The organism is Pseudomonas sp. BGI-2 (genome assembly GCF_004310295.1).
Taxonomy (GTDB): domain Bacteria; phylum Pseudomonadota; class Gammaproteobacteria; order Pseudomonadales; family Pseudomonadaceae; genus Aquipseudomonas.
Genome location: NZ_SISB01000001.1, coordinates 222,090 through 245,793 on the forward strand (window position 1 = coordinate 222,090; position 23,704 = coordinate 245,793).

Sequence of the window (23,704 nt, forward strand, 5' to 3'; positions counted from 1 at the left end):
TATCCTCCCAGCATTTGAGAGCCGTACCTCATCGTCACAGGCTTCGCGAATGCCACTGAACGCCAAAACCCGCCGCAAGCGCGGCAAACGACTGGTTGTAACGCTGCTGAGCGGCTTGCTCCCAGTATTGTTGGGGGGCGTCATCCTCTATATGCAGGCTGAGCGCACGCTCCAGCAAAGTACCGAGCTGACGGCCGAAGAAGCCGTCCGCCAATTCGAGTTGATACTCGACAATACCGCCCAGGCTGCGCGCGAACTGCTGCCGCTGGCCGGCCAACCTTGCAATGACGTCAAACTGGCCCTGCGCGAGCAGGTTACCCGCCGACCGTTCGTGCGCTCGACGAACCTAGTGTGGGACAACAACATTTATTGCAGTTCGTTGTTCGGTGACTACCAGGAAAAGATCAGTGCCGGCGACTACTCCAAAGGCCAGTTGCTGCTGATGAAAGGCAACCCGGTCACGCCCGATACTGCGTTACTGGTGTATCGACTCAGTGAAGGAAAACAGGGCGCGATGAGTACCCTGGACGGCTATCACCTGAGCAACGTGCTGCGCATGATCGGCCGCAAAACCGTGTTGTTGCTGCAAGTCGGTCCCAACTGGTTATCTGCCGATGGCGCGTTTCATGAAGGTGTTCTGATGGCCTCGCCAGTGGCGCCAATTGAACTGACATCTTCGCGTTATGCCTTTGAGGTCGCCGCCGGTTTCCCCAAGGGTGAAACCTGGCGCTACATGAGCAGCGAGTATCCGCCGCTGTTCAGTTTGCTTATCTTCTTCGGGATGGTGTCGGGCGCTATCGGACATGTCCTACAGAAACGCTCGTCATCCCCCAGTCACGAAATGCAGCGTGCGCTGGAGTCTGCCGAGTTCGTTCCGTATTTTCAGCCCGTGGTGCATGGCGATACTAAAACCTGGTCCGGGGCCGAAGTGTTGATGCGCTGGAACCATCCGAAGGAAGGCCTGGTGCGCCCGGACCTGTTCATTCCTTTTGCCGAGCATTCCGGGTTGATCGTGCCGATGACCCGCTCGTTGATGCGACAGACCGCAGCATTGTTGGCGCCTGCTGCGTCGTCGTTCGACGGTCCGTTCCACATCGGCATCAACATCACTGCCAGCCATTGCAAGGACCTGGATCTGGTCGAGGACTGCCGTGAGTTTCTCAGTGCCTTTGCGCCGGGCGCCATCAATCTGGTGCTGGAGTTGACCGAGCGCGAACTGATCGAGCCGACAGCCATCACGCACCAATTGTTCGAGCAGCTCCACGCATTGGGCGTGATGATCGCCATCGATGACTTTGGCACCGGCCACTCAAGCCTCGGTTACCTGCGTCAGTTCAATGTGGACTTCCTAAAGATCGATCAGAGTTTTGTCGCGATGATCGGCGTTGACGCGCTTTCCCGGCACATTCTGGACAGCATTATCGAACTGTCGGCCAAGCTTGATCTGGGGATCGTCGCCGAAGGCGTGGAAACCGAGGCGCAAAGTGACTATCTGGCCGCCCATGGCGTGAACTTCCTGCAAGGTTATTTGTTCGGTCGACCGATGCCCGGTGCAGAGTTCATTAATGCATTAAGGCACCATTAACCGGCGGTTTTAAGCGACGAGACAACGAAACAGCGCACCAAATTGAATCAAAAGTCTACTGTTGTTACATGAAGAAAAAGACAGGATTTACTCTTGGCCAATTAACTACTACAATTTTTCATGCCTGTGCAAGATTGGCAGGTGAGCCACTATCACCGAGTCGCTTCAAGGCTCTTGGCTTATAGCTTTGTTTGCGGTTGGTATCAGCCAAACACACTATTGGAGTAATGAATTTGTCCAGACTCGCTGAATTTCGTGCCGCTGAAAAGGCCCTTCAAGAACAGCTCAAGCAGCTGGAATCGCTGAAGAATGATGCCGGGCTCAAGAAAGAAATCGAGTTCGAAGAAAAGCTCCAGGGGCTGATGAAAACCTACGGCAAAAGCCTGCGCGACATCATCGCCATCCTCGATCCGAACCCGGCAAAATCCGGCCTGCAGACAGCAACCCCTAAAACCCGCCGCGCTCGCGTGGTCAAGGTTTACCATAACCCGCACACCGGCGAACTGATTGAAACCAAGGGTGGCAACCACCGCGGTTTGAAAGCCTGGAAGGAACAGTACGGTGCCGCTACCGTTGATTCCTGGCTGCGAGGCTAAGCACTCGCGGTGATAAAAGAAGCCCTGCCAATGCAGGGCTTTTTTATAAACGCCTTCTAAATGCAACGAAAGGAGACGATCAACTCGCTACTTGCCGACTCAACTTTGTGCTTAATCCGTTTGGGTATCTAAAAATTTCGGATCGCGCTGAAATCTGCAGTCATGCAAACCGTCAGCTAAAGTTTCAAGCTGTTACGAGCTGCTGCTATTTCGTCCTGACTTGCCTTATAAGCCTCGGACTGCCCCGCGTAGGAAAGAACATAGGCCTTATCGGCATCCACCGCCGCGACCAATGTTTGCGACAGCACATGTCGACCATTCTGTGTAATCGTGCAGGTAGTTTCCAACCCCGATAAGCGGCTCAAGGGCGCTGGATGAATTTTGTTGCAGACACTTTGATAGCCGCTTTGAAAAAAGTCTTTCTGCACCGACTTGCGCATTTCCAGCAACACGCCTTCCAGATTGACCTGATGACTGCTTTCTACTGGAGTCATGGTCAATTCCATTACCAGCACCGGTGTTCCGCCCTGGTCGACTTTCACCGCGCGCTGCCGGACAACCTCTGGTTTGGCGTCATCTTGCGGCACGGCTTCAACCTCCCAGCCATTTGGCCAGGTCACCACCGGCGCATCCGCATGAGCGCTAGTAGCACCTGACAGCAGGCAAAACAGGACCAACGTCGATTTACAGAATCGGATCATTGCAATGAACACTCACGGATTGAACCGTAAAGTCTGAGCCTCGCCCGTCCGTCAGGCAATAGCCGACTGTTTGCGTTTGGTGATGTCCCAGCCCTTGCGTATCATTGTCGCCATTCGTTAGCCCCACTTATTTTCCGGAGGGCCCATGAGCCTGCACGAATTGAACACTTTCCCCGGCGTGACCGCGCAACCTGACACCGCCACCCAGAAGTTCGTCTTCAACCACACCATGCTGCGGGTCAAAGACATCACCAAGTCCCTGGATTTCTACACGCGCATCCTGGGTTTTTCGCTGGTGGAAAAACGCGACTTCCCGGAAGCCGAATTCAGCCTGTACTTCCTGGCGCTGGTCGATAAAGCCCAGATTCCGGCCGACGCTGCCGCCCGTACCGAATGGATGAAATCGATCCCGGGCATTCTGGAATTGACCCACAACCACGGCACCGAGAACGATGCAGATTTCGCCTACCACAACGGCAACACCGACCCGCGCGGCTTCGGCCATATCTGCATCTCTGTGCCGGACATCCGTGCCGCTTGCGAACGCTTTGAAGCGCTGGGCTGCGATTTCCAGAAACGCCTGAACGACGGTCGCATGAAGAGCCTGGCGTTCATCAAAGACCCGGATGCGTACTGGGTTGAGATCATCCAGCCAGCCCCGATGTAACCTCCACCACCATTCCCCGGTGGGAAGGTGTGAGGCACAAAAAACCCCATGATCACTCATGGGGTTTTTGTGTTTTCAGCGACGACGTTTATGCCGGCGCGGAGGTGCGGATCAGGTGATCGAATGCGCTCAGCGAAGCCTTGGCGCCCTCGCCCACCGCAATCACGATCTGCTTGTACGGCACGGTGGTGACATCACCGGCAGCGAATACGCCCGGCATCGACGTTTCACCGCGGGCATCGACGATGATCTCGCCGCGAGGCGACAGGTCGATGGTGCCTTTGAGCCAGTCGGTGTTGGGCAGCAAACCGATCTGCACGAAGATCCCTTCCAGTTCCACGGTACGCAGTTCATCAGACTGGCGATCTTTGTAACGCAAGCCGTTAACCTTCTGACCATCGCCCAACACTTCAGTGGTTTGCGCGCTAGTGATCACGGTGACGTTCGGCAGGCTGTGCAACTTGCGCTGCAACACCGCATCGGCACGCAGCTGCACGTCAAACTCCAGCAAGGTGACGTGTGACACGATGCCCGCCAGGTCGATGGCCGCTTCGACACCGGAGTTACCGCCGCCAATCACCGCCACGCGCTTGCCCTTGAACAGCGGACCGTCACAGTGCGGACAGTACGCCACGCCTTTGTTGCGGTATTGCTGCTCGCCCGGGACGTTCATTTCACGCCACCTCGCACCGGTCGCGAGAATCACTGTCTTCGCTTTCAGGGTCGCGCCGCTGGCGAAGTGGATTTCGTGCAGCTCGCCACTTTTACCCGGCACCAACTTGTCAACGCGCTGCAGGTTCATGATGTCGACGTCGTATTGCTTGACGTGTTCTTCCAGCGCCACCGCCAGTTTCGGCCCTTCGGTTTCCTGCACGGAGATGAAGTTCTCGATGGCCAAGGTGTCGAGGACCTGGCCACCAAAACGTTCAGCCGCCACACCGGTGCGAATGCCTTTACGAGCAGCGTAGATCGCGGCCGAAGCACCCGCTGGACCACCACCGACGACCAATACGTCAAAGGCGTCCTTGGCGCTGATCTTCTCGGCTTGACGCTCGATGCCGCTGGTGTCGATCTTGGCGAGGATTTCTTCCAGGCCCATGCGGCCCTGACCGAAGTTAACGCCATTCAGGTAAATGCTTGGCACGGCCATGATCTGACGATCATCGACTTCAGCCTGGAACAGCGCGCCGTCGATGGCGACGTGGCGGATGTTCGGGTTCAGTACCGCCATCAAGTTAAGCGCCTGGACCACGTCCGGGCAGTTCTGGCAGGACAGCGAGAAATAAGTCTCGAAGCTGAACTCGCCTTTGAGCGAACGGATCTGTTCGATCACTTCAACGCTGGCTTTCGATGGGTGGCCGCCGACTTGCAGCAATGCCAGCACCAACGAAGTGAATTCATGGCCCATCGGGATGCCGGCGAAACGCAGGCCGATATCGGCACCCGGGCGGTTGATCGAGAACGATGGTTTGCGTGCATCGTCACCGTTATCGAGCAAGGTAATTTGGGTAGAAAGACTGGCAACGTCTTTGAGTAATGCGAGCATTTCCTGGGATTTCGCACCGTCGTCAAGGGAGGCAACGATCTCGATCGGCTGGGTGACCCGTTCCAGGTACGATTTCAACTGGGCTTTAAGATTGGCGTCCAACATACGGGCGATTTCCATGCAGTTTGGTGAAGAGACGTAGACATAAAAAAACGCCCGAGCGAATCTCGCCCGGGCGTTTTTGAGGGCGGTAGCAGCTTACTTAGGTGCGGAAACCCGCCCTGATGATGCTTTCACAGACTTAGATCTTGCCGACCAGGTCCAGGGACGGCGCCAGAGTGGCCTCGCCTTCTTTCCACTTGGCTGGGCAAACCTGGCCTGGGTGAGCAGCGACGTATTGAGCAGCCTTGATTTTGCGCAGCAGCTCGGAAGCGTCACGGCCAACGCCGCCATCGTTCAGTTCAACGATTTTGATCTGGCCTTCAGGGTTGATCACAAAGGTGCCACGGTCAGCCAGGCCAGCGTCTTCGATCAGCACGTCGAAGTTGCGGGAGATGGCGTGAGTAGGATCGCCGATCATGGTGTACTGGATTTTGCCGATGGCTGGCGAAGTGTTGTGCCAGGCAGCGTGGGCAAAGTGGGTGTCGGTGGAAACGCTGTAGATCTCGACGCCCAGTTTCTGGAACGCGTCGTAGTTGTCAGCCAGGTCTTCCAGTTCGGTCGGGCAAACGAAGGTGAAGTCGGCTGGGTAGAAGAACACGACAGACCACTTGCCTTTCAGGTCAGCGTCCGACACTTTTACGAAGTCGCCATTTTTAAAGGCGTCTGCTTTGAACGGTTTAACTTGGCTGTTGATGATAGGCATCGATGACTCTCCGTCAGGGTTGAAAAGTTCGGTTGAGAAGTTGATGGGGTGAATCCTACCCACTCGATCACCGCTTGGCTCATTGGCAAAGCTCATGCTGCTGATTGGTTTTCGCTATTAGCGGACAGTATTAATAGAAGAAAACGGTATCTAGCGCGCAAATGGCTTTTCAGCGACTCGGGCCATCCCGACAAACGGGCTGGCTTCAACATAGCGCATGGCCGACTTCACATCCTTCCAGCCCACATAATTCATCAACGATTTCAAATCCCAACCGCTCTGATGGGCCCAACTGGCAAAACCGCGTCGCAGGGAATGGCTGGTGTAGTGGTCAGCTGAAATGCCGGCACGCTCCAGGGCCTGGCGCAGCAAGGGGATGATGCTGTTAGCGTGCAAGCCCTCCTCACTCAAATGGCCCCAACGGTCGATACCGCGGAACACCGGTCCGCGGACCAGCGCGGCTTCGGTGATCCACTGGATGTAGGCGTTCACCGGGCAGAGTCGCTGCAAGGCCGGGGTCTGGTAAGTCTTGCCGAGGTTCTCGCGATCGCTCTTGCTGCGCGGCAGGTAAAGGGTGATGCCTGAACCGGCGCTCGCCCGCACGTGTTCGATCTGTACGCGGCACAACTCATCACTGCGAAAGCCACGCCAAAAACCCAGCAAGATCAGCGCGGTGTCGCGTCTGGCGCGAAGCAAACCCGGCTGATCATTGTGCGCCTTGGCGGTTTTCGCCTCCTGTTCCAGCCAGGCAACCACCTGCTCCAGATGCTGAAGCTGCAAAGGCTCGGCCTGTTTCTCCTGAGCCGGGTGCAGCGCCCGTATGCCCTTGAAGACCTTGCGCACCACCGGCGACTTGGTGGGATCGGCAAAACCCTGGCTGTTATGCCACTGCGCCAACGCCGACAACCGCAGTTTCAACGTATTGATCGACAGCACGCCCGCATGGGCCACGAGATAACGCGCCACGCTGTCGCTCGTTGCAGGCAGGAAACCACCCCAACTGACTTCGAAGTGCTCGATGGCCGCCCGGTAGCTGCGACGAGTGTTGTCGCGGGTGGCGGCTTGCAGGTAGCGATCCAGATCAGTCATGGGCTCAATTCTCTAAAACGTACCGCTTTCGCGGGATAAAACCTGCCGCACGGCGTATCACACGGGGTAATACCAGTATATCCCGTATCAATAACTCACAATTTTTATCTTCTCAAACAAGATGGTACACTGCGTACCTTGGTGGCATGTACCACAGTACGAAATCGTAGGAGAACACATGGCTCGTGGCGGCGTAAATAAAGCAGTGGTGCAGGCGGCACGCTTGGCAATCCTCGCCCGTGGCGAAAACCCCAGCATCGATGCAGTACGGATCGAAATGGGCAATACCGGCTCGAAAACCACCATCCACCGCTACCTGAAGGAGCTGGATGACGGCAGCGAACGCACCGAAACGCCTTCAGAGCCCATCGATGATGAGCTGGCAGGGCTGGTTTCGCGCTTGGCGCAACGCCTCAAGGAGCAGGCGCAAGAACCCATCGACCAGGCACGCGCGCAGTTCGATCAGCAACGAAAAGAGTTGGAAATCCAGCTGACCGAAGCCCGGCAAGCCAATACTGAATTGCACCAGCAATACGAGATTCAAAGCCTGGCACTGACTCAAGAGTCCGAGGCCCTGCAAGAAACCCGCTCCATGCTGCAGACCGAGCAAACCCGCAACGCCGGACTGAACCAGGCGCTGGCCGATTTCGAACTGCGCTTGCAAGACAAGGATGAGCAGATCCGCTCATTGGAAGAAAAGCACCTGCACACGCGCGATGCCCTGGAACACTACCGCAACGCCGTCAAGGAACAACGCGAGCAGGAGCAAAGTCGCCACGAAGGCCAGGTGCAGCAAATTCAGATGGAACTGCGCCAAGCCCAGCAAAGCGCATTGGTGCGTCAGGATGAGATTACTCAATTGCACCGCGACAACGAGCGCCTGCTCACCGAGAACCGCGGAACGCTGCGAGAGCTGGGGCTATTGCAGGAGCAACTGAAACACACTAACGGCCGTCAGGATCAACTGCTGGAGCAGGTCAACCGCATCGACAGCGAACGCACCCTCCTCCAGGAACGCTTGCGCGCCGCCCTGCTGGAAAGTCAGTCGCTCAAGCAGAACGTCGACGAGCAGTCGCAGATAAACAAAATGCTGGAGATGGAATTGCTCAAGACTCAGGCGAGCCTCGATGAAAGCCTGCGCCTGGCGGCTGTCATTGCAACAGCACCAGACGCATCAGAGAGCGAAAAGAGCGATTAACCGGCAACCGGCGTACGCATGGTGACGAACTCTTCGGCGGCAGTAGGATGCACGCCGATGGTTTCGTCGAAGTCGCGCTTGGTCGCGCCAGCCTTCAAGGCAATTGCCAGCCCCTGAACGATCTCGCCGGCATCCGGCCCGACCATGTGGCAGCCCAGAACCTTGTCGGTCTTGGCATCGACGACAAGCTTCATCAGCGTGCGCTCCTGGCATTCGGTCAGGGTCAGCTTCATCGGGCGGAAACGGCTTTCGAAAATCTGCACGTCGTGGCCGGCTTCGCGCGCCTCTTCCTCGCTCAAGCCGACAGTGCCAATGTTCGGCAGGCTGAACACGGCGGTCGGGATCATCTTGTAATCCACCGGGCGATACTGCTCAGGCTTGAACAAACGACGCGCCACAGCCATGCCTTCAGCCAGGGCGACGGGGGTCAGCTGAACACGGCCGATCACATCGCCAAGCGCCAGGATCGACGGCTCTGCGGTCTGATATTGGTCATCGACCTCGACGAAACCTTTCTTGTCGAGTTTGACGCCGGTGTTTTCCAGCCCGAGATTGTCGAGCATCGGACGGCGACCGGTGGCGTAGAACACACAATCCGCCTCCAGCTCGCGACCGTCCTTGAGCGTCACCTTCAGGCCGCCATCGGACTGCTTGTCGATGCGCTCGATGTCGGCGTTGAACTGCAGGTTCATGCCGCGCTTGGTCAGCTCTTCCTGCAAATGCTTGCGCACTGCACCGTCGAAGCCGCGCAGGAACAACTCACCGCGATACAACAATGTGGTCTCGGCACCCACCCCGTGGAAGATCCCGGCAAATTCGACAGCGATGTAACCACCGCCCACAACCACAACGCGCTTCGGCAGTTCTTTTAGGAAGAACGCCTGGTTGGAACTGATCGCGTGCTCGTGCCCCGGAATCTCCGGGATCTGCGGCCAGCCACCGGTAGCAATCAGGATGTTCTTGGCGGTGTAGCGCTCACCATTGATCTCGACCGTGTTCGGGTCGACGATTTTGGCATGACCTTCATGCAGGGTTACACCGCTGTTGACCAGCAGGTTGCGGTAAATACCGTTCAGTCGATTGATCTCGCGATCCTTGTTGGCGATCAGCGTTGCCCAATCAAACTTCGCTTCGCCCAGTGTCCAACCAAAGCCCGAAGCCTGCTCGAAGTCTTCGGCGAAGTGCGCGCCATAGACCAGCAACTTCTTCGGCACGCAGCCGACGTTCACACACGTACCGCCCAGGTAACGGCTTTCGGCCACCGCCACTTTCGCGCCATAACCGGCAGCAAAACGCGCAGCTCGCACACCGCCGGAACCGGCGCCAATCACATAAAGGTCAAAATCGTAGGCCATTTTCAATCTCCTCGGCAGGCAACCAGCATACCTGCAGACGCTTATTGAGCAAGCATCTGCCGATATGCAGATGGACAACACCAAGCGTCCCAGCCTTACGCTTTCGATCAATGACATTCTGCCGACTGAGCTTTTGGTAACCGCAGCGTGCGCCAGGCGATCAGAATCGCCATGAACGCCAGGCCAAAAGCGACCCACGAAACTAAAGCGATTCCACCTTCAAATGCACCTCCTGCCTGCTGCATCAACTGTTGTGCCTCATCACCCGCCAGACCTAAGGCCACATGATGAGCACCAGACAGCGTCTCACTTGCCAGCGTCGTCTGAATGTCGCTCAAAAACGCCGGAAGCTGCAGACCTGCGCGGTAGTAGGCTGTGACCAGACCGCCAAGCACGGTCGTTCCCAGCACCACGCCTACTTCATAAGCGGTTTCACTAATGGCGGAAGCGGCGCCCGCCTTTGCCGGCGGCGCTGCCGACAAGATCACGTCATTGGAAACCGTCGCGATAGCGCCTACTCCGATGTTCAGCAAGGCGAACGCCGCTACCAACACCGCGAGGCTGCTGCCCAAGCTGGCCACCAGCAAAAACGCCGCGCCGGCAAAGGCCATCAGAATCGGTATCAACACATGCACGGGTACCCGCTGCGCGACCGGCACGACCGCCATCCCGACCACGATCGCCATGATTTGCCCCGGCACCAACGCCAGACTCGCACTCAAGGGCGACATCTGAAGGACAATCTGCAAGAACTGAGTGGTGAAGAAAACGAAGCCGACTAGGAACGCAAGACTCATCAGGTTGATCAGAACAGACCCGCTGAAGGTGCCGTTGCGAAACAGGGTCATATCCATCAGGGGTACAGGAAGACGCAACTGCCGCCGCACGAACATCCAGCCCGCCAATGCACCGACCAAAAAAGTGCCCAGCACGACCCCGTCAACACCCTCACTGGCGCCATGTTTGATACCGTAAATGATGCCACCCAGTGCGACCATCGACTGGAGAATGCTGATCGGATCCAGCGGACCCGACGCATCACGCTCCGATTCCGGGAGCAATAGCGGCCCCAATACCAACAACGGAATCAGGACTGGTACCGCCAACAGAAAAATCGCGCCCCAATCAAAGAACTGCAGCAACACCCCACCCACCAAAGGCCCCAGTGCCGAACCGACGGTCAACGTCGTTGCCCAGATCGCAATCGCCAGCCTGCGCTCTTCTCGATCCTCAAATACCGAACGTATCAATGCCAATGTGGAAGGCATCAGCATCGCACCGAAAATCCCCATACAAGCCCGCCCAATAATCAGCTGCATGGCCGTCTCGGAGTACGCGGTCAACACCGATACCACAGCAAAACCGAGCGACCCGATAAGCAACAACTTACGGTGCCCGACCCGATCACCCAGGCTACCCATCGACACCAACAGCCCCGCAAGAACCAACGAATAGGCGTCGATCATCCACAGTTGTTGGCTGGCAGTCGGACGCAAGGCTTCCGCGATTTTAGGTAATGCGAAACCAAGCACGGTGTTATCAACCGTTACCAGCAGCACTGGCAACATCAACACGCCGAGGCCGAACCAGCGTCTTGAAGCAGCTTTGCGGCGGGCAGCCTCAATTGTTAAAGCCATGAATAAAGCTCCTTATACAGAGATAATTCCACGGGGCATTTTTCATGTCCCCGCGAATCATTTTCCTACGCACTTCCCTGGCGTGTATGGATCAGTTCAACAGTGAAAACACATGCTGACAATCGACTGCCCCCGAATTTAAACGGCGGCCCAATGCATTTGAAACACCTTGGAGATCACTGCGAAACCCGTCGTAATCCTGGCTGCGAACACTCTCCGTCAAACGCTTCATTCCTTCCGCCAGTGCCTCGCGCTGTTTGAAGGAGTGGTCGTTCTCCAGCTGAATATCCCAATAGACTTCAGGCGGATTCACCAGAACGCGAGACAATAACGCCATCATCGTGCGCATTGGCGGCGGCATCACTTCGAGTGCGCTTTCAAGATCCAGTGAGCACTTCGCCAGCGCCAGGCCGAAGCCGAGAATGGCGGCATGAGGCAATGCCTGACAAAGAGCCATCAGCTCGTCGTGGGCAACAGGCGTCATTCGCTTAATCTTCATTCCTGCACCGAGCAGGTATTGCTCGATAAAGGTTGAAGGTGAATCCTCCTCGTCCAGGCAAACAGCAACGGTACGTCCTTGAACAGAAAGCTTGGGCGAAAACATAGGGTTGATCCCGACAAAAGGCTGGCGGGATGAAGCATTCTTCAATGCTCGGTAAAACGGCTCTTGAACAGAGCAGGTCGGAATAAATACAGTCTTGTCCGAAACAGCCCCAAGCACCCACGGGATTGCCCGAATCGCGACACTTTCCGGCAGAGCAAAAACAATCGCCGTCGCCCCTTGAAAAATGTGTCCGGTATTGCTGAACGGGCTGGTGACATCGACCTCATGAAAACTACATTGCTGCTCTGGAGGCCTGCGATCCACAACACGGACATTACATCCGTATTGGACAAGTATGCGGGTGATGAGGGACCCCACCAGCCCCGCTCCGCCCAACACGACTACCGTGTTACCCATCATGCTTCGCTCCCTGCGACAAAACTGTAATAAGGCACGCTTGCCTTCACCAATGTCTCTTCAAGTTCCTGCTGAGGATCAGAGTGCGCAACGATCGCGCCGCCGATGCCAAACGTCGCCTCGCCGTCCTGGAGAACAGCTGTGCGTATGACAATACTCAGCTCTGCCGCACCACTGAAAGATAACCAACCCAAAGCGCCAGAATAGATACCTCGTGCCGAGGATTCCAATACGTCAATAATTTCCATCGTGCGCTTCTTGGGTGCCCCGGTCATGGAGCCACCTGGAAAACAGGCGCGAATGGCCTCAAGCGTTGCCACTTCAGAGCGAAGGTGCCCGCGAACGGTGGAAACAAGTTGATGTACCGACGAGAAACTCTCGACCGAGAAAATCTGGGGAACATGTACGCTCCCCGGACGACACACCTGATTCAAATCATGACGGACCAGATCGACGATCATCAGGTTCTCGGCTCTGTCCTTGGCTGAAACCAGAAGCTCATCGCGCAGCATCTGGTCTTCAGAAATCTGCTTGCTGCGCGGCCTCGTTCCTTTGATCGGCCGGGACTCGATCATTCCGCTGTCATCGATCCTGAGAAAAGTCTCCGGCGATGCACTGAGCACCGAGAACTGCGCAAATGAAAGATAGGCACCATAAGGTACCGGACTGGCCCGACGCATCCGCTTGTATGCACTCAACGGCGCACCGTCGTACGTCATTTTTGCCCGGTTGGTCAGGCAAATCTCATAAGACTCCCCATCAGTAATGTACTTCAGAGACCGGTTGATCTTGGTGATGTACTCATCCGGCCCATCTTCAAGCGATAAGCTCAATTGATCTACAGCACCTGGAACAAAGACTCTGTCATGTAGCGTGGGCTTATCTTCAAGCTCAGTAACGTCGGGTAGAGACGACCAAACGGCCGCTTCTCCGGTGGCAGTGATCATGCACTGATAAGCTTTAGCTTCCTGATGATCAAAGACCAAAAAATGCGGTGCGAACATGAATGCCGCATCCGGATAACCCGACCGATATGCCTTATGCCCTCCGGTCAATCCTTTTAACTCATACCCCAGGTAACCGACGAAACCGCCCTTGAAACCGAACGGCAAGTACTGTGGAGTTGCGACCTGAACCGCTTCGAAGATCTGTGCAAGCAGAGTAAAGAAGTCACCTTTGATGCTTTTTGTGCCCTTCGGTCCTTCAAGCGTCAGGCATTCATCAGTGACATCGTACTCAAACCTGATGGCTCCATGAGTCACCCCACTGCCCATGATCGAGTAACGCGCATTCGGTCTTTCCGACTTTTCGCTGTCGAGCCAGAAAGCGAAGCGGTCGCCTGCATAAAGAGATGAAAATACCGCCTGAGGATCCAGGTCTTTGGGGAGTTCACGGTAGGCGAGTTGCATGTTCAGCTCGCCGCCCACTGCTACATAGGCGCTTTTTGACGATGCGCACTCTGCACCCGACTCCAGTCGGCTTCTCACACTCACATTGTGTTCAAGTGCCATGCGTATGAAGTTGCTCAGCAACGCATGCCCATATTCCGAATCGATGGACTCCGGGTGGAATTGAACGCCCCAGATCGGTCTGGCAACGTGCTCGATTGCCATAACCACACCTTCGGACGTCCAGGCCGTACATTGAAGCTCTGCCGGCAGGCTCGTGCACATCAACGAGTGGTATCTGACCACCTCGAACTGCTCTGGCAAGTCGCGGAAAAGCCCTCTGCCTGAATGCGTGATGCGGCTGCGATAGCCATGCACAGGGCTGGGAGCATGCCCCACTGACCCGCCAAGAAATTGCGCAATGCCCTGATGCCCCAGGCAGATGCCGAGTATTGGCACAGGAGAATGCAAAATGACGTTGCCACAGACACCGAAATCGTCCTCTTCAGCGGGATGTCCCGGCCCGGGCGACAGCACCACTGCGTCATACTTTTCGATGCCGAGTTCACTGTACGAAACAGAGTTTTTAACGATGTCTGCGCACACCCCGGTGACCTCGAACAGATATTGAGCAATGTTCTGGGTAAAGGAGTCGAAGTTATCAATCAGCAGTATCTTCATGAGGAAAGGCCCCGACTCAGACGCTGATTGATCAACAGGTCTTCCTGGCTACAGGTCTCCGCAATAATCAGCTTGAATATCGACTCGGTGTATTCCGGCCTTAGCCCTGAAGCCTGTGATCTTTCCTTAATCATTTCCAGCACATAGGAAACTCTCCCGGGCTGCATCATGGCAATACCATGTGCGGCTTTAAGCTCGGCAATGCCCATGCACACCTTCATACGCTCCGAAAGCAGATCGACAACCTGCAGATTTATCGAGTCGAGCCTTTCTCGCAGCGGTTGCAAAATGTTTGACGATCCTGCCTGTGTTAACTGTCCATGTTGTTGCATTCATGCATCTCCATTAGCCAATTTCTGCAAGGTATTCGATAGTCAGACTTAAGCCGGCTCACTGATAGTGGGTGTCCATGTCCCGTTTCTCGACAACGCTTGCAGGGCAGCCCCTAACAACCTGATGTCTTGTTCACTGTGGTCGGCCGAAACTGCAAAACGCAGCATTGCCTTGCCTTTGGCGATGATTGGATAGAAAACCGGGAACAGCAGCATGCCTTGGTCGCGCAGGGCTCTCGCAGCCTGCAATCCGGCTTCCTCCGTTTCAAAGAAGGCTCCCCGGACTGGCGACTGGATACCTGCGTTAAGCAGCTGGTTGTCGGTAACCGCGTCTAAAAGGCTGACGTTTTTCCAGAGGCGCCGTTGCAGCACATCAATTTCTTCACTGAGATGAATTTGCGCAGAGGCAACGTTCGCCGCGAGCATCGGCAACATAATCGAGTGGCCGAATATCAAAGGATTCGCCGACGTCTGAATGATCCCTACATCCTGTGGATCCGACACCACAACAAAACCACCCGCGCCGCCAAAGGCTTTGGAAAGTGACCCGGCCAAAATGACGTTTGCCGGCAACGAATGATCTACCGCAGAAAACGCATAACCCGCGCCATGTCGGCCGACAATCGAAATACCGTGCGCATCGTCTACATACAGATATCCCTGCGCAGACTCCAACTGCTGGGAAAGCTCGGCGATGGGCACCAAGCCACTCATCGAGCCAATGCCGTCAATCAAGAGCACTGGGGTTTCACCCCTATTCGAGCACTCTTTCAGCGTAACGGCCATCGACTCCGAGTCCGTCGACTCGACCCTGGAAACAGACCCGAACTGCTCCAGAATCCCCCTTAGAACCTGCATCGAAGCATGGGCGGTTTTATCCATCAGCCAATGCACTCTCTTTCTAACGGGATAACCTGGCAGTGATCCACTGCCCAGCAAGGGCAAAACACCTAGATGAACACTGCTGGTGGAGGTGAACACTGCAACCGCGCTACCTCTATAAACTTGGCCTAGCAGGTCCTCCAGTTGCGGCAGGTAAACTGGGCGCATCGCACTTCGAGAAGAAGACAGATGCAGTCCGCAAGTGTCGAGAGCCCGATGCGCAGCATCGATCAGTGCAGGATGGGTTTCCAACCCCAAATACGAGCAGGACACAAATTCGGTGTACACACCTCCTTCCTGCAGGGCGATCTGCTTGCCTACACGACTCGCAACGGTAAAACCTGTCAGCCCTTCCTCATAAGCGGTTGTCAGAGCACCGGTGGTGTTGTCACGGCGAATGCTCATCCAGTCTTGCTTGACTCGCACATCCATTGCTAAAGCTCCCGTCCAGAAATCATTGAGGTTTGCGGCCAATTGTCATTACCGAGCTGCCCGACGCATCGGACTCGTCCTTGTCGATCACTGTTTGTATGTCAGTCAAGTCATTGCGCCTGAACAGTTCTCGCACCGCTTCGGCCTGGTCTTCGCCGTGTTCCATGACCAACCATCCATCGCGAACGAGCATCTGATCGGCGAGAGAAATAATCTGCCTGATCAGCTCAAGACCATCGGCCCCGGAGTAAACAGACGCTTGAGGATGGTGCTCACCCCATTCAGGCAACAGCTCCTGAGCCTGCGGAACGTAGGGAGGGTTAGCAACAATCAGGTCGATCTGATGAGCGAAATGCGCAAACGCCTGTTCGTCGCGAATATCTGCCTGCAAGTGACTAGCCTGTACGCCCTTACAGGAAAGTCGATCGATGTTGCGCTTGAGGTACTGAACGGCTATCGGATCAAACTCTACACAAGTGACGTTGAGATCAGGCCTGCGTCGCGCAATCGCCAGACCGATCGCGCCACTGCCCGCACACAGATCCAGCACCTTTGAGCCCGGCCGCAGCTCTGCACTGCTCTCGATCCATTTGTGAATGACCCTGCTGTGGGGACGCGGAATAAATACCCCGCTACCGACGACCAGTGGCATATCGTCAAAGTCGACCGTACCGACGATATGCCCGAGCGGAATTCGGTTGCATCGCTCCTGGACGGCCAACATGAACTCTTCCAGCGCTCGCCCCTTATCCGCCCGCTCGATAAAGCGATCCACAAGGCAATTTAAGTCATCTTCGAGACTCCAGACTCCGGACTCTTGCAACATAGCTCGCGCCTGATTAATAGCGAGGTAATCGCGATCAGTAAGACTCATGACCACTCCCGATAATACTGAGAAAGTCTATTCAGGATTGACTCGTACAGATAAGAGAACGCCACTAATTCCGGTGGCGGAGTAAACGTCGGGTGCAAACCATCTATCAACTGTTGATAGTTGCGCGACAACCCCTCATCCAACAGCGGAAACCAATAAGGTTTTATATCCCAGCGATACTCATAGCCCGTGGCAAACATTTGCTGCACGGTTTCTTTTACAGTGTTTTCTCGAGTAAATCCGGTCAGCGGAGCGCGCACCGGCGTAAAAGGACTGAGATCAAGACCGATATGTTTCAGGCCGGTCAAGCAATCAGCTATATAGCCTGCCAATAGTGGAGACTGATGTAACCCGTCCCGATAAGTGCCTGTTGCGAGCCAGAGCCCCTCTATGCCGCACTCACCAATCAATGGGAAACCGTCTGCGGGGATCGGCCTGTTACCGACCTGGATAGAAATGACGTCGGCGCCATGCAGATCCAGACTCAACTGATCAACTGCGCAATCAAGCAAGAACTGCACGTCCGAAATCAGTGCATATTTCTTCGGCTGCTCGGAGATAATATTGGTCGCGCCTAGGTATAAAATCCCATCGCCACGAGGGACACAGTGCAGGCCACAGGCAAACGCACGGTTCGGGGTGCGAATGACTGAGCTAGGCAGCTCGCTCCCTTCAGGCATTTTCACCAGGATGGACACGCCATAGCCACTGAACAACGGTGGAATCTTCTTTACCACATCGTCGAAATCGCTCAGCAGATCCAGAGAATGGACGCCTGCGGCGACAATCACTTTCCGGGCCCAGAGCACCTCCCCACTGCTCAACTCTACGCCCGTAGCTACACCACCCTCAGCCAGTACTCGCAGGGCATTCTCATTTTTCAGAGTGCCCCCTTCAGCGACAAAAGCAGCATCTAGTTTTTCCAGCAACAGATGGGAATTCACTGAATGTTCGTTCGGTATGTACAACCCTCGCAGAGGACGAACGAGATGATTGGGCTTGATCCACTCCATCTTGCGTGGATCAATGACTTCGTACGGTTCACCGTACTCACTCAGGGTGTTTTCGATGGTGTCGTAGTTGACGCTGTCAACTTCGTCCATGCCCGCCGTATTGAGCAGAACATGAGTCCCCATCGCGGTGAACAGGGATGTCGCGTTGCCAGAAGAAGTAGCCAGACGCTCTGCCCAACTTGGCCATAATTGCTGGGCCTGTCGATCCATATCCAGCTTCAGTCGGCCAAAGTCGCTTGCCAGTAATCCGCTGGTGACTTCACCAAAACATCCGTTCATTGCACCGGCAGCCCTTGACGCTGCGTTTGCACGATCCGTTTCACCGACCCGACAGACATTTAAACCTCGCGATGACAACTCATACGCGATTGAACCGCCAACAGCGCCAGCACCTACAACAATGACGTCGAACTCCATGTCTTGACCTCAAGATATACATACGACCTAAGAGAATTGAATTCCCACCTTTTAAAAACAAAACATTTCTATAATTTCGTTACATTGCTGTTCAACAGAGCATGTGTTTCATATTGTATCTTTGAAATACTTTCACACATTCAGCCGACCAAAACGCAACGCAGACCAACAAACACTGGCACTAACTAATCGGTTAACTCTCGTTACTGAGATCAAAAAACTTGGCGCAAAATAATCAAATAAAATTTCAAGTTACAAATTATCGAGGAAGAACTAGCAATTAGCGGCGACTGCCCTTAGATAGAAAAAATTGAAAATAATTTTCCTTTTTGCACAAACGCAAACGCCCCGAGCAAGTCGGGGCGTTTGTTTTTTGGCGTCACACGATTTGGCCCGTGTGACGAACCTACAACCGGGTCAAGCGCTATCAGTAAGCCTTGCCAGTCTTGTAGAAGTTCTCGAAGCAGAAGTTGGTCGCATCGATGTAGCCTTCAGCGCCACCGCAGTCGAACCGCTTGCCTTTGAACTTGTAGGCCATGACGCAGCCGTTTTGGGCTTGTTTCATCAGGGCGTCGGTGATCTGGATTTCACCACCCTTGCCTGGCTCGGTTTGTTCGATCAGGTCGAAGATGTCCGGGGTCAGGATGTAACGGCCGATAATCGCCAGGTTAGACGGTGCATCTTCTGGCTTTGGCTTCTCGACCATGCTGTGAACGCGGTAGATGTCGTCGCGGATCATCTCACCGGCAATAACGCCGTACTTGTGAGTTTCTTGCGGATCGACCTCCTGGATGGCAACGATTGAGCAGCGGAACTGCTTGTACAGCTTGACCATCTGGGTCAGTACGCCGTCGCCTTCGAGGTTGACGCACAAGTCATCCGCCAGTACCACGGCGAACGGTTCGTCACCGATCAGTGGGCGACCGGTCAGAATTGCGTGGCCCAGGCCTTTCATCTCGGTCTGGCGGGTGTAGGAAAACGAGCAGTTGTCGAGCAGCTTGCGAATACCGACCAGGTACTTCTCTTTGTCGGTGCCTTTGATCTGGTTTTCCAGCTCGTAGCTGATGTCGAAGTGGTCTTCCAGGGCGCGTTTACCACGGCCGGTGACGATGGAGATTTCAGTCAAACCAGCGTCCAGTGCTTCTTCGACGCCGTACTGGATCAGTGGCTTGTTTACCACCGGCAGCATTTCTTTGGGCATGGCTTTAGTCGCTGGCAGGAAGCGAGTACCGTAACCGGCTGCTGGGAACAAGCATTTCTTGATCATATAAGTCCTTGAAAGGGCTGTGTGTACGAGTTTCGGCGCAGTCTAATCAGGCGGCGTGCACCTTACAATGCCCCGCGCTGGCTAACCGATGCCATCATAGAGAAATATTCCCGCGGATAGTTCCATCCGCATTTTTGCGCGGTCAAATCAGCGTAGCTCAAAGAGGCCGGCAAACTGGACTACCATACGCTTATCGTCCCCCGATGCGAGCATTTGCCGGTATCATGGCGACTTTGAACCAGTGAACGAGACAGATAGATGACCGTAGCAAAAATCATCAACGGGTACACGGTCGACAAAGGAAAAGATGGCCAGTGGCACATTACCGCCGCCAATGGCGAAGATGTTTCCGGGCCGTTACCCAGCGAAGCGATGGCGATTGAAGTGGCGTCGGTGCTCGACTACACACCTCCCGCGCCGAAGCGACGCGGCAAGAGTCAGGACTGATCTCCTGCGGCACTCGCAGAGCCCTGCCATCGAGCAGGGCTTTTTTGTGGTCGGGTGCAAACAAGTGGCCAATCGCTATAACCTTTTCACACTGGCGCTGTCAGAGCGTCTAGCCCCCCCCCTCGCTGAAGACGACACTATGAACATGAACAGATTTTTGCCCCTGATTGCGATCCTGGCCCTGAGCGGCTGCGCCACTTCCGAAAAGACGGTCCTGAACAACGGCGAACAAGGCCTGGCGATCGATTGCTCCGGCGAAGCCAACTCCTGGGCTACGTGCTATGAAAAAGCCGATGCCTCTTGCGCCGGCACCGGCTACCGGATCGTTGGCACCGACGGCACGCCTTCCACCAAGGAAAGCGACAAGACCCTAGGCGTCGATGTCGGCAACTTCAAGAACCGCAGCGTCGTGGTGGTCTGCAAGTAATACGCCCTGCCCTACATGTGAATTTCCGCGAATTTGATCCCGAGGCCGCGCACGGTCTCGATCAAATCGTCGAGACGACCAAACGATTCGACCTCGTCATTATCATCCACCAGGAAATAACTGCGCCCGGCGCTTTTCTTGAAAAACACAATCCATTCCCCGGGGTTCGCCGGATTTTGAATGACGTGGGTGGCAGAGATCAGACCCTCTGCATGGCGTTCCCGTACCTGCTCTCGCTTCATGCTCGACTCCAGAAATGACAATGCCGCCAAAGCATGACTTTGACGGCATCGGTATGAACGGTGGCCAGCCTATCAGCCGGAAATGCACGCATTGGCGGCTTTCTGTACGTCCTTTGGACGGACCGGCACATTGGACATACGCTCATGCAGCTTGATACCGCTGCCACCCGAGCGATCTTCGATGTCGAACACGGCTGCCGGGGCCGTCGAGAATTTTGCCGGCACGATCACGCGCATCCCGTCCTTGTGCGACTCCACTTGCAGGGCACCACGACTGTCGGCCAGTTTTTCAACCAGGCATTGCGCGTACTCATTGGGCTTTTTGCCTGAGATCACGTTCATGGTAGGCAGCGTCTCGTTAATCTCCGAGACACTCGCACAACCACTCACTACCAATGCCAACGGCAAGACCAACGAACCCCACTTCATATAAAACCTCCGATAAAGACCCTCGGACAGCACAAATGCCAATTTTCTCCGAGGCTCACTGCGTTTATCGCTCATAGAATTCCGAATAACTGTTTTTAATTGTCAAAGCGAACCCCGACGACCGGATAATAACCTGTTCGGGCTGATAAACTGCGCCAATCGCCCATGCTATCGTTTTGATTTTGTAGAAAAAGCCCTTCTGGAGGCGCCTCATGAAATTTATCCACCAGCGCGAGCACCTCAACGAAGACGACATCGTCGTCATCCAGTGCTCCCAAACGTGCAACATCCGCTTGATGAACGACGCCAACTTCCGCAGCTTCAAGAACGGCGGCCGTCACACTTATCACGGCGGTGCTTTCGACACCTTCCCGGCCCGGATCACTGCGCCAAGCACCGGTTTCTGGAACATCACCATCGACACGGTCAACCGCCGGCCGATCAGCGTGACCCGCAAACCGACCCTGACGCACTCGATCAAGATCATCCGTCGCTCCAGCACGAAACTGAGCTGAGTGACCTTCCCACACCAAGAAAGGCAGGTATGACCGTGGCCCAGACGACCAAGTACGTCATCAAATACAAACTCAACGGCGAACGCCGCTTCGAATTTGCCCAGCTCGAAAAAGGCACCGAAGAAGAAGCCAAAGCCGCGCTGGACGCCATTCATGGTACGAGTGAAGACGTCATCAGCGAAATCAGTGTCAGCAAAGCGCTGTAAACGCGACCCGGAGCGACAACAAGGACGTCATGCTCCGCGCCCGATTTGAGTTCGACCGCAAGCGCCGGAGTGTTCACTCCCTTGGCGCTACCTAGACTGGCCACCTCGACCTTTGGTTAAGGAGTCAGAACATGCTTACTTCCCCGATTCGCTACATCAGCGGCACTTCCAGCCTTGGCGTCTTGATGCTGGCGTTCAGCGCCGAGGGCGTGTGCGCGTTGCTGCTCGGTGACGACTTGATCACGCTCGAGCGGGATCTGGCACGGCGTTTCCCTGGCCAACCCACCCGGCAGCGCGATGAAGGTTTGATGCCGGCCCTGGAGCAAACACTGCGCCACCTCGAAGACCCGAACACCGCGCTCGATCTGCCACTGGATTTGACCGCCAGCGTATTTCAACGGCGGGTCTGGGAAGTCCTGCGGCAAATCCCCGTCGGCGAAACCGCCAGTTACCGCGATATCGCCCAACGCCTCGGTCAGCCCAGCGCTTTTCGGGCGGTGGCGAATGCCTGTGGTGCCAATCCGGTGGCCGTTGTCGTGCCTTGCCATCGGGTGCTGCGACAGGACGGCAGCCTTGGCGGTTATCGGTGGGGATTGGAGCGCAAACGGCAGTTGCTGGATCGTGAGGTTCAACGATGAGCGAGCAAACCTTCGACGCGCTGGACTGGGCAACCCTGGAACAAAAGCTCGATCAGGATGGCTGCGCCGTCATCAGGTCGCTGTTAAGCGTGGAGGCGTGCGACGAACTCAGCGCCCTCTACGCCCAGCCAGCGCCCTTTCGATCTCAAGTGCTGATGGCGCGTCACGGTTTTGGCCGTGGCGAGTACAAGTACTTTAAATACCCGTTGCCTGAACCGGTCGCCCGTTTGCGCAGCGCGCTCTACCCTCGCCTGGTGCCGATCGCCAATCGCTGGTACGAATGCATGGACATGCCGACCCGTTTCCCCGACACCCATGAAGCGTTTCTGCAACGCTGCCATGCCGCTGGTCAGGAGCGCCCGACTCCGTTATTGCTGCAATATGGCCCGCAGGACTACAACTGCTTGCATCAGGACCTGTACGGCGAACACGTGTTCCCGCTGCAAGTGGCGATTCTTCTGTCAGAACCGGACGAAGATTTCACCGGCGGCGAGTTTGTGTTGACTGAACAACGCCCGCGGATGCAGTCACGCCCTCAGGTTGTCGGCCTGAAAAAAGGTGATGGCTTGATCTTTGCGGTCAGCCAACGCCCGGTCAGAGGCGTTCGCGGCTATTACCGAGTGACGATGCGTCATGGCGTGAGTCGCCTGCACAGCGGAAAACGGCATACCCTTGGAATCATCTTTCACGATGCGTTATGACCCCATGAGCCCGATCCCCTTCGATCTGTTTGCCGACGCCGAGCCCGAGCAAGCGCCCAGGCGCGAGCAGATCGGCGAACAGTCCTACGTCTTGCGCGGCTTTGCCCTGCCCCGGCTGGATCAGTTGCTGCCCGCACTGGAAGCGGTTCTGACGGCCGCGCCGTTTCGGCAGATGATCACGCCCGGCGGCTTCACCATGTCGGTGGCCTTGAGCAGTTGCGGCACCTGGGGCTGGACCACTGACCGCAGCGGCTACAAGTACACGCGCAACGACCCACAGACCGGGCAACCCTGGCCCGAAATGCCCCAGGTGTTTTTCGAACTGGCACAGGCGGCGGCACAGGAAGCAGGATTTGCGGATTTTGTTCCGGATTCCTGCCTGATCAACCGCTATATCCCCAGGGCCAAAATGTCATTGCACCAGGACAAGGACGAAGGTTCCTACGCAGCACCGATCGTTTCGGTGTCGCTTGGGTTGCCTGCCATCTTCCTGTTCGGCGGTTTTGAACGAAGCGATAAAAGCCAACGCGTACCGCTGCTACATGGCGATATCGTGGTCTGGGGCGGCGTTGATCGCTTGCGTTATCACGGCGTCTTGCCAATCAAGGACGGCCATCACCCGCGCCTGGGCGAACAACGGATCAACTTCACCTTTCGAACCGCCGGATGAAGC

General features: G+C 55.7%; 26 protein-coding genes. 11 read left to right on the forward strand and 15 right to left on the reverse strand.

Annotation, left to right across the window (positions count from 1 at the left end):
* Positions 1-49 precede the first annotated feature (49 nt).
* Both EYC95_RS00965 and EYC95_RS00970 read left to right on the forward strand, forming a co-directional pair.
* A complete protein-coding gene (locus EYC95_RS00965) occupies positions 50-1,585 on the forward strand; it encodes a cyclic diguanylate phosphodiesterase (RefSeq protein WP_131058685.1) in 1,536 nt (511 codons plus the stop codon).
* 233 nt (positions 1,586-1,818) lie between these two features.
* A complete protein-coding gene (locus EYC95_RS00970; RefSeq protein WP_131058686.1) occupies positions 1,819-2,181 on the forward strand; it encodes a histone-like nucleoid-structuring protein, MvaT/MvaU family in 363 nt (120 codons plus the stop codon).
* A gap of 176 nt (positions 2,182-2,357) precedes the next feature.
* Here EYC95_RS00970 and EYC95_RS00975 read toward each other — a convergent pair whose 3' ends face one another.
* Positions 2,358-2,882: a DUF4946 domain-containing protein gene (locus tag EYC95_RS00975; protein WP_131058742.1), complete on the reverse strand. Its 525-nt coding sequence runs from the start codon at positions 2,880-2,882 to the stop codon at positions 2,358-2,360.
* Between the two features lie 145 nt (positions 2,883-3,027).
* Here EYC95_RS00975 and gloA point away from each other — a divergent pair, with 145 nt between their 5' ends.
* Complete coding sequence (gene gloA, locus EYC95_RS00980) at positions 3,028-3,549, forward strand: lactoylglutathione lyase (protein WP_131058687.1); 522 nt, start codon at positions 3,028-3,030, stop codon at positions 3,547-3,549.
* Between the two features lie 88 nt (positions 3,550-3,637).
* On the opposite strand, the gene ahpF is transcribed toward gloA, so the two are convergent.
* The 3 genes from ahpF to EYC95_RS00995 all read right to left on the reverse strand — a co-directional run bounded on the left by ahpF (position 3,638) and on the right by EYC95_RS00995 (position 6,989).
* Positions 3,638-5,200, reverse strand: a complete 1,563-nt coding sequence (gene ahpF, locus EYC95_RS00985; RefSeq protein ID WP_131058688.1) for an alkyl hydroperoxide reductase subunit F — start codon at positions 5,198-5,200, stop codon at positions 3,638-3,640.
* Between the two features lie 136 nt (positions 5,201-5,336).
* Positions 5,337-5,900 (reverse strand): alkyl hydroperoxide reductase subunit C, encoded by a 564-nt coding sequence (gene ahpC / locus EYC95_RS00990; protein ID WP_010460707.1) that lies wholly within the window; start codon positions 5,898-5,900, stop codon positions 5,337-5,339.
* A gap of 150 nt (positions 5,901-6,050) precedes the next feature.
* Positions 6,051-6,989 carry a site-specific integrase gene (locus EYC95_RS00995; RefSeq protein ID WP_131058689.1) on the reverse strand — a complete coding sequence of 313 codons (939 nt, stop codon included), beginning with the start codon at positions 6,987-6,989 and terminating at the stop codon, positions 6,051-6,053.
* A 178-nt stretch (positions 6,990-7,167) separates the two neighbouring features.
* Between EYC95_RS00995 and EYC95_RS01000 the strand changes: the two genes are divergently transcribed.
* Positions 7,168-8,187: a DNA-binding protein gene (locus EYC95_RS01000; protein WP_131058690.1), complete on the forward strand. Its 1,020-nt coding sequence runs from the start codon at positions 7,168-7,170 to the stop codon at positions 8,185-8,187.
* On the opposite strand, the gene gorA is transcribed toward EYC95_RS01000, so the two are convergent.
* The 9 genes from gorA to galU all read right to left on the reverse strand — a co-directional run bounded on the left by gorA (position 8,184) and on the right by galU (position 19,426).
* Positions 8,184-9,542 carry a glutathione-disulfide reductase gene (gorA, locus tag EYC95_RS01005; RefSeq protein ID WP_131058691.1) on the reverse strand — a complete coding sequence of 453 codons (1,359 nt, stop codon included), beginning with the start codon at positions 9,540-9,542 and terminating at the stop codon, positions 8,184-8,186. The two genes, EYC95_RS01000 and gorA, sit on opposite strands and share 4 nt — an antisense overlap.
* A gap of 107 nt (positions 9,543-9,649) precedes the next feature.
* On the reverse strand, positions 9,650-11,179 hold the full coding sequence (locus EYC95_RS01010) for an MFS transporter (RefSeq protein WP_131058692.1): 1,530 nt from the start codon (positions 11,177-11,179) through the stop codon (positions 9,650-9,652).
* Positions 11,180-11,270: 91 nt separating this feature from the next.
* A complete protein-coding gene (locus EYC95_RS01015; RefSeq protein WP_131058693.1) occupies positions 11,271-12,143 on the reverse strand; it encodes a prephenate dehydrogenase dimerization domain-containing protein in 873 nt (290 codons plus the stop codon).
* The gene (gene pabB, locus EYC95_RS01020; RefSeq protein ID WP_131058694.1) at positions 12,140-14,209 is read right to left on the reverse strand and encodes an aminodeoxychorismate synthase component I; all 2,070 of its coding nucleotides are present in this window, start codon (positions 14,207-14,209) and stop codon (positions 12,140-12,142) included. Before pabB ends, EYC95_RS01015 begins: the two co-directional genes overlap by 4 nt.
* The gene (locus EYC95_RS01025; RefSeq protein WP_131058695.1) at positions 14,206-14,541 is read right to left on the reverse strand and encodes a chorismate mutase; all 336 of its coding nucleotides are present in this window, start codon (positions 14,539-14,541) and stop codon (positions 14,206-14,208) included. The genes pabB and EYC95_RS01025 overlap by 4 nt, the downstream gene beginning before the upstream one ends.
* Before the next feature lie 48 nt (positions 14,542-14,589).
* Complete coding sequence (locus EYC95_RS01030) at positions 14,590-15,855, reverse strand: aminotransferase class I/II-fold pyridoxal phosphate-dependent enzyme (protein ID WP_131058696.1); 1,266 nt, start codon at positions 15,853-15,855, stop codon at positions 14,590-14,592.
* A 22-nt stretch (positions 15,856-15,877) separates the two neighbouring features.
* A complete protein-coding gene (locus EYC95_RS01035; RefSeq protein ID WP_131058697.1) occupies positions 15,878-16,729 on the reverse strand; it encodes a HemK/PrmC family methyltransferase in 852 nt (283 codons plus the stop codon).
* Complete coding sequence (locus EYC95_RS01040; RefSeq protein ID WP_131058698.1) at positions 16,726-18,159, reverse strand: FAD-binding oxidoreductase; 1,434 nt, start codon at positions 18,157-18,159, stop codon at positions 16,726-16,728. Before EYC95_RS01040 ends, EYC95_RS01035 begins: the two co-directional genes overlap by 4 nt.
* Before the next feature lie 427 nt (positions 18,160-18,586).
* Positions 18,587-19,426, reverse strand: coding sequence for a UTP--glucose-1-phosphate uridylyltransferase GalU (galU, locus tag EYC95_RS01045; protein WP_010460715.1), 840 nt, complete (start codon positions 19,424-19,426; stop codon positions 18,587-18,589).
* A gap of 258 nt (positions 19,427-19,684) precedes the next feature.
* On the opposite strand from galU, the gene EYC95_RS01050 reads away from it, so the two are divergent.
* Together EYC95_RS01050 and EYC95_RS01055 are read left to right on the forward strand one after the other, a co-directional pair.
* Entirely contained in the window at positions 19,685-19,873 is a 189-nt protein-coding gene (locus tag EYC95_RS01050) for a hypothetical protein (RefSeq protein ID WP_094467303.1), read from the forward strand.
* A gap of 145 nt (positions 19,874-20,018) precedes the next feature.
* Entirely contained in the window at positions 20,019-20,300 is a 282-nt protein-coding gene (locus EYC95_RS01055; RefSeq protein ID WP_165557410.1) for a hypothetical protein, read from the forward strand.
* An 11-nt stretch (positions 20,301-20,311) separates the two neighbouring features.
* On the opposite strand, the gene EYC95_RS01060 is transcribed toward EYC95_RS01055, so the two are convergent.
* Together EYC95_RS01060 and EYC95_RS01065 are read right to left on the reverse strand one after the other, a co-directional pair.
* Complete coding sequence (locus EYC95_RS01060) at positions 20,312-20,542, reverse strand: hypothetical protein (protein WP_109631864.1); 231 nt, start codon at positions 20,540-20,542, stop codon at positions 20,312-20,314.
* A gap of 72 nt (positions 20,543-20,614) precedes the next feature.
* On the reverse strand, positions 20,615-20,971 hold the full coding sequence (locus EYC95_RS01065) for a hypothetical protein (protein ID WP_131058700.1): 357 nt from the start codon (positions 20,969-20,971) through the stop codon (positions 20,615-20,617).
* Between the two features lie 212 nt (positions 20,972-21,183).
* Between EYC95_RS01065 and EYC95_RS01070 the strand changes: the two genes are divergently transcribed.
* From EYC95_RS01070 to alkB, 5 genes are all read left to right on the forward strand, one after another.
* Positions 21,184-21,486 (forward strand): DUF1883 domain-containing protein, encoded by a 303-nt coding sequence (locus tag EYC95_RS01070; protein ID WP_007946189.1) that lies wholly within the window; start codon positions 21,184-21,186, stop codon positions 21,484-21,486.
* 29 nt (positions 21,487-21,515) lie between these two features.
* Entirely contained in the window at positions 21,516-21,692 is a 177-nt protein-coding gene (locus EYC95_RS30085) for a hypothetical protein (RefSeq protein ID WP_165557411.1), read from the forward strand.
* 131 nt (positions 21,693-21,823) lie between these two features.
* Entirely contained in the window at positions 21,824-22,330 is a 507-nt protein-coding gene (locus tag EYC95_RS01075) for a methylated-DNA--[protein]-cysteine S-methyltransferase (protein WP_131058701.1), read from the forward strand.
* A complete protein-coding gene (locus EYC95_RS01080) occupies positions 22,327-23,031 on the forward strand; it encodes a 2OG-Fe(II) oxygenase (protein ID WP_131058702.1) in 705 nt (234 codons plus the stop codon). Before EYC95_RS01075 ends, EYC95_RS01080 begins: the two co-directional genes overlap by 4 nt.
* Entirely contained in the window at positions 23,021-23,701 is a 681-nt protein-coding gene (alkB, locus tag EYC95_RS01085; protein ID WP_131058703.1) for a DNA oxidative demethylase AlkB, read from the forward strand. The genes EYC95_RS01080 and alkB overlap by 11 nt, the downstream gene beginning before the upstream one ends.
* Positions 23,702-23,704 lie beyond the last annotated feature (3 nt).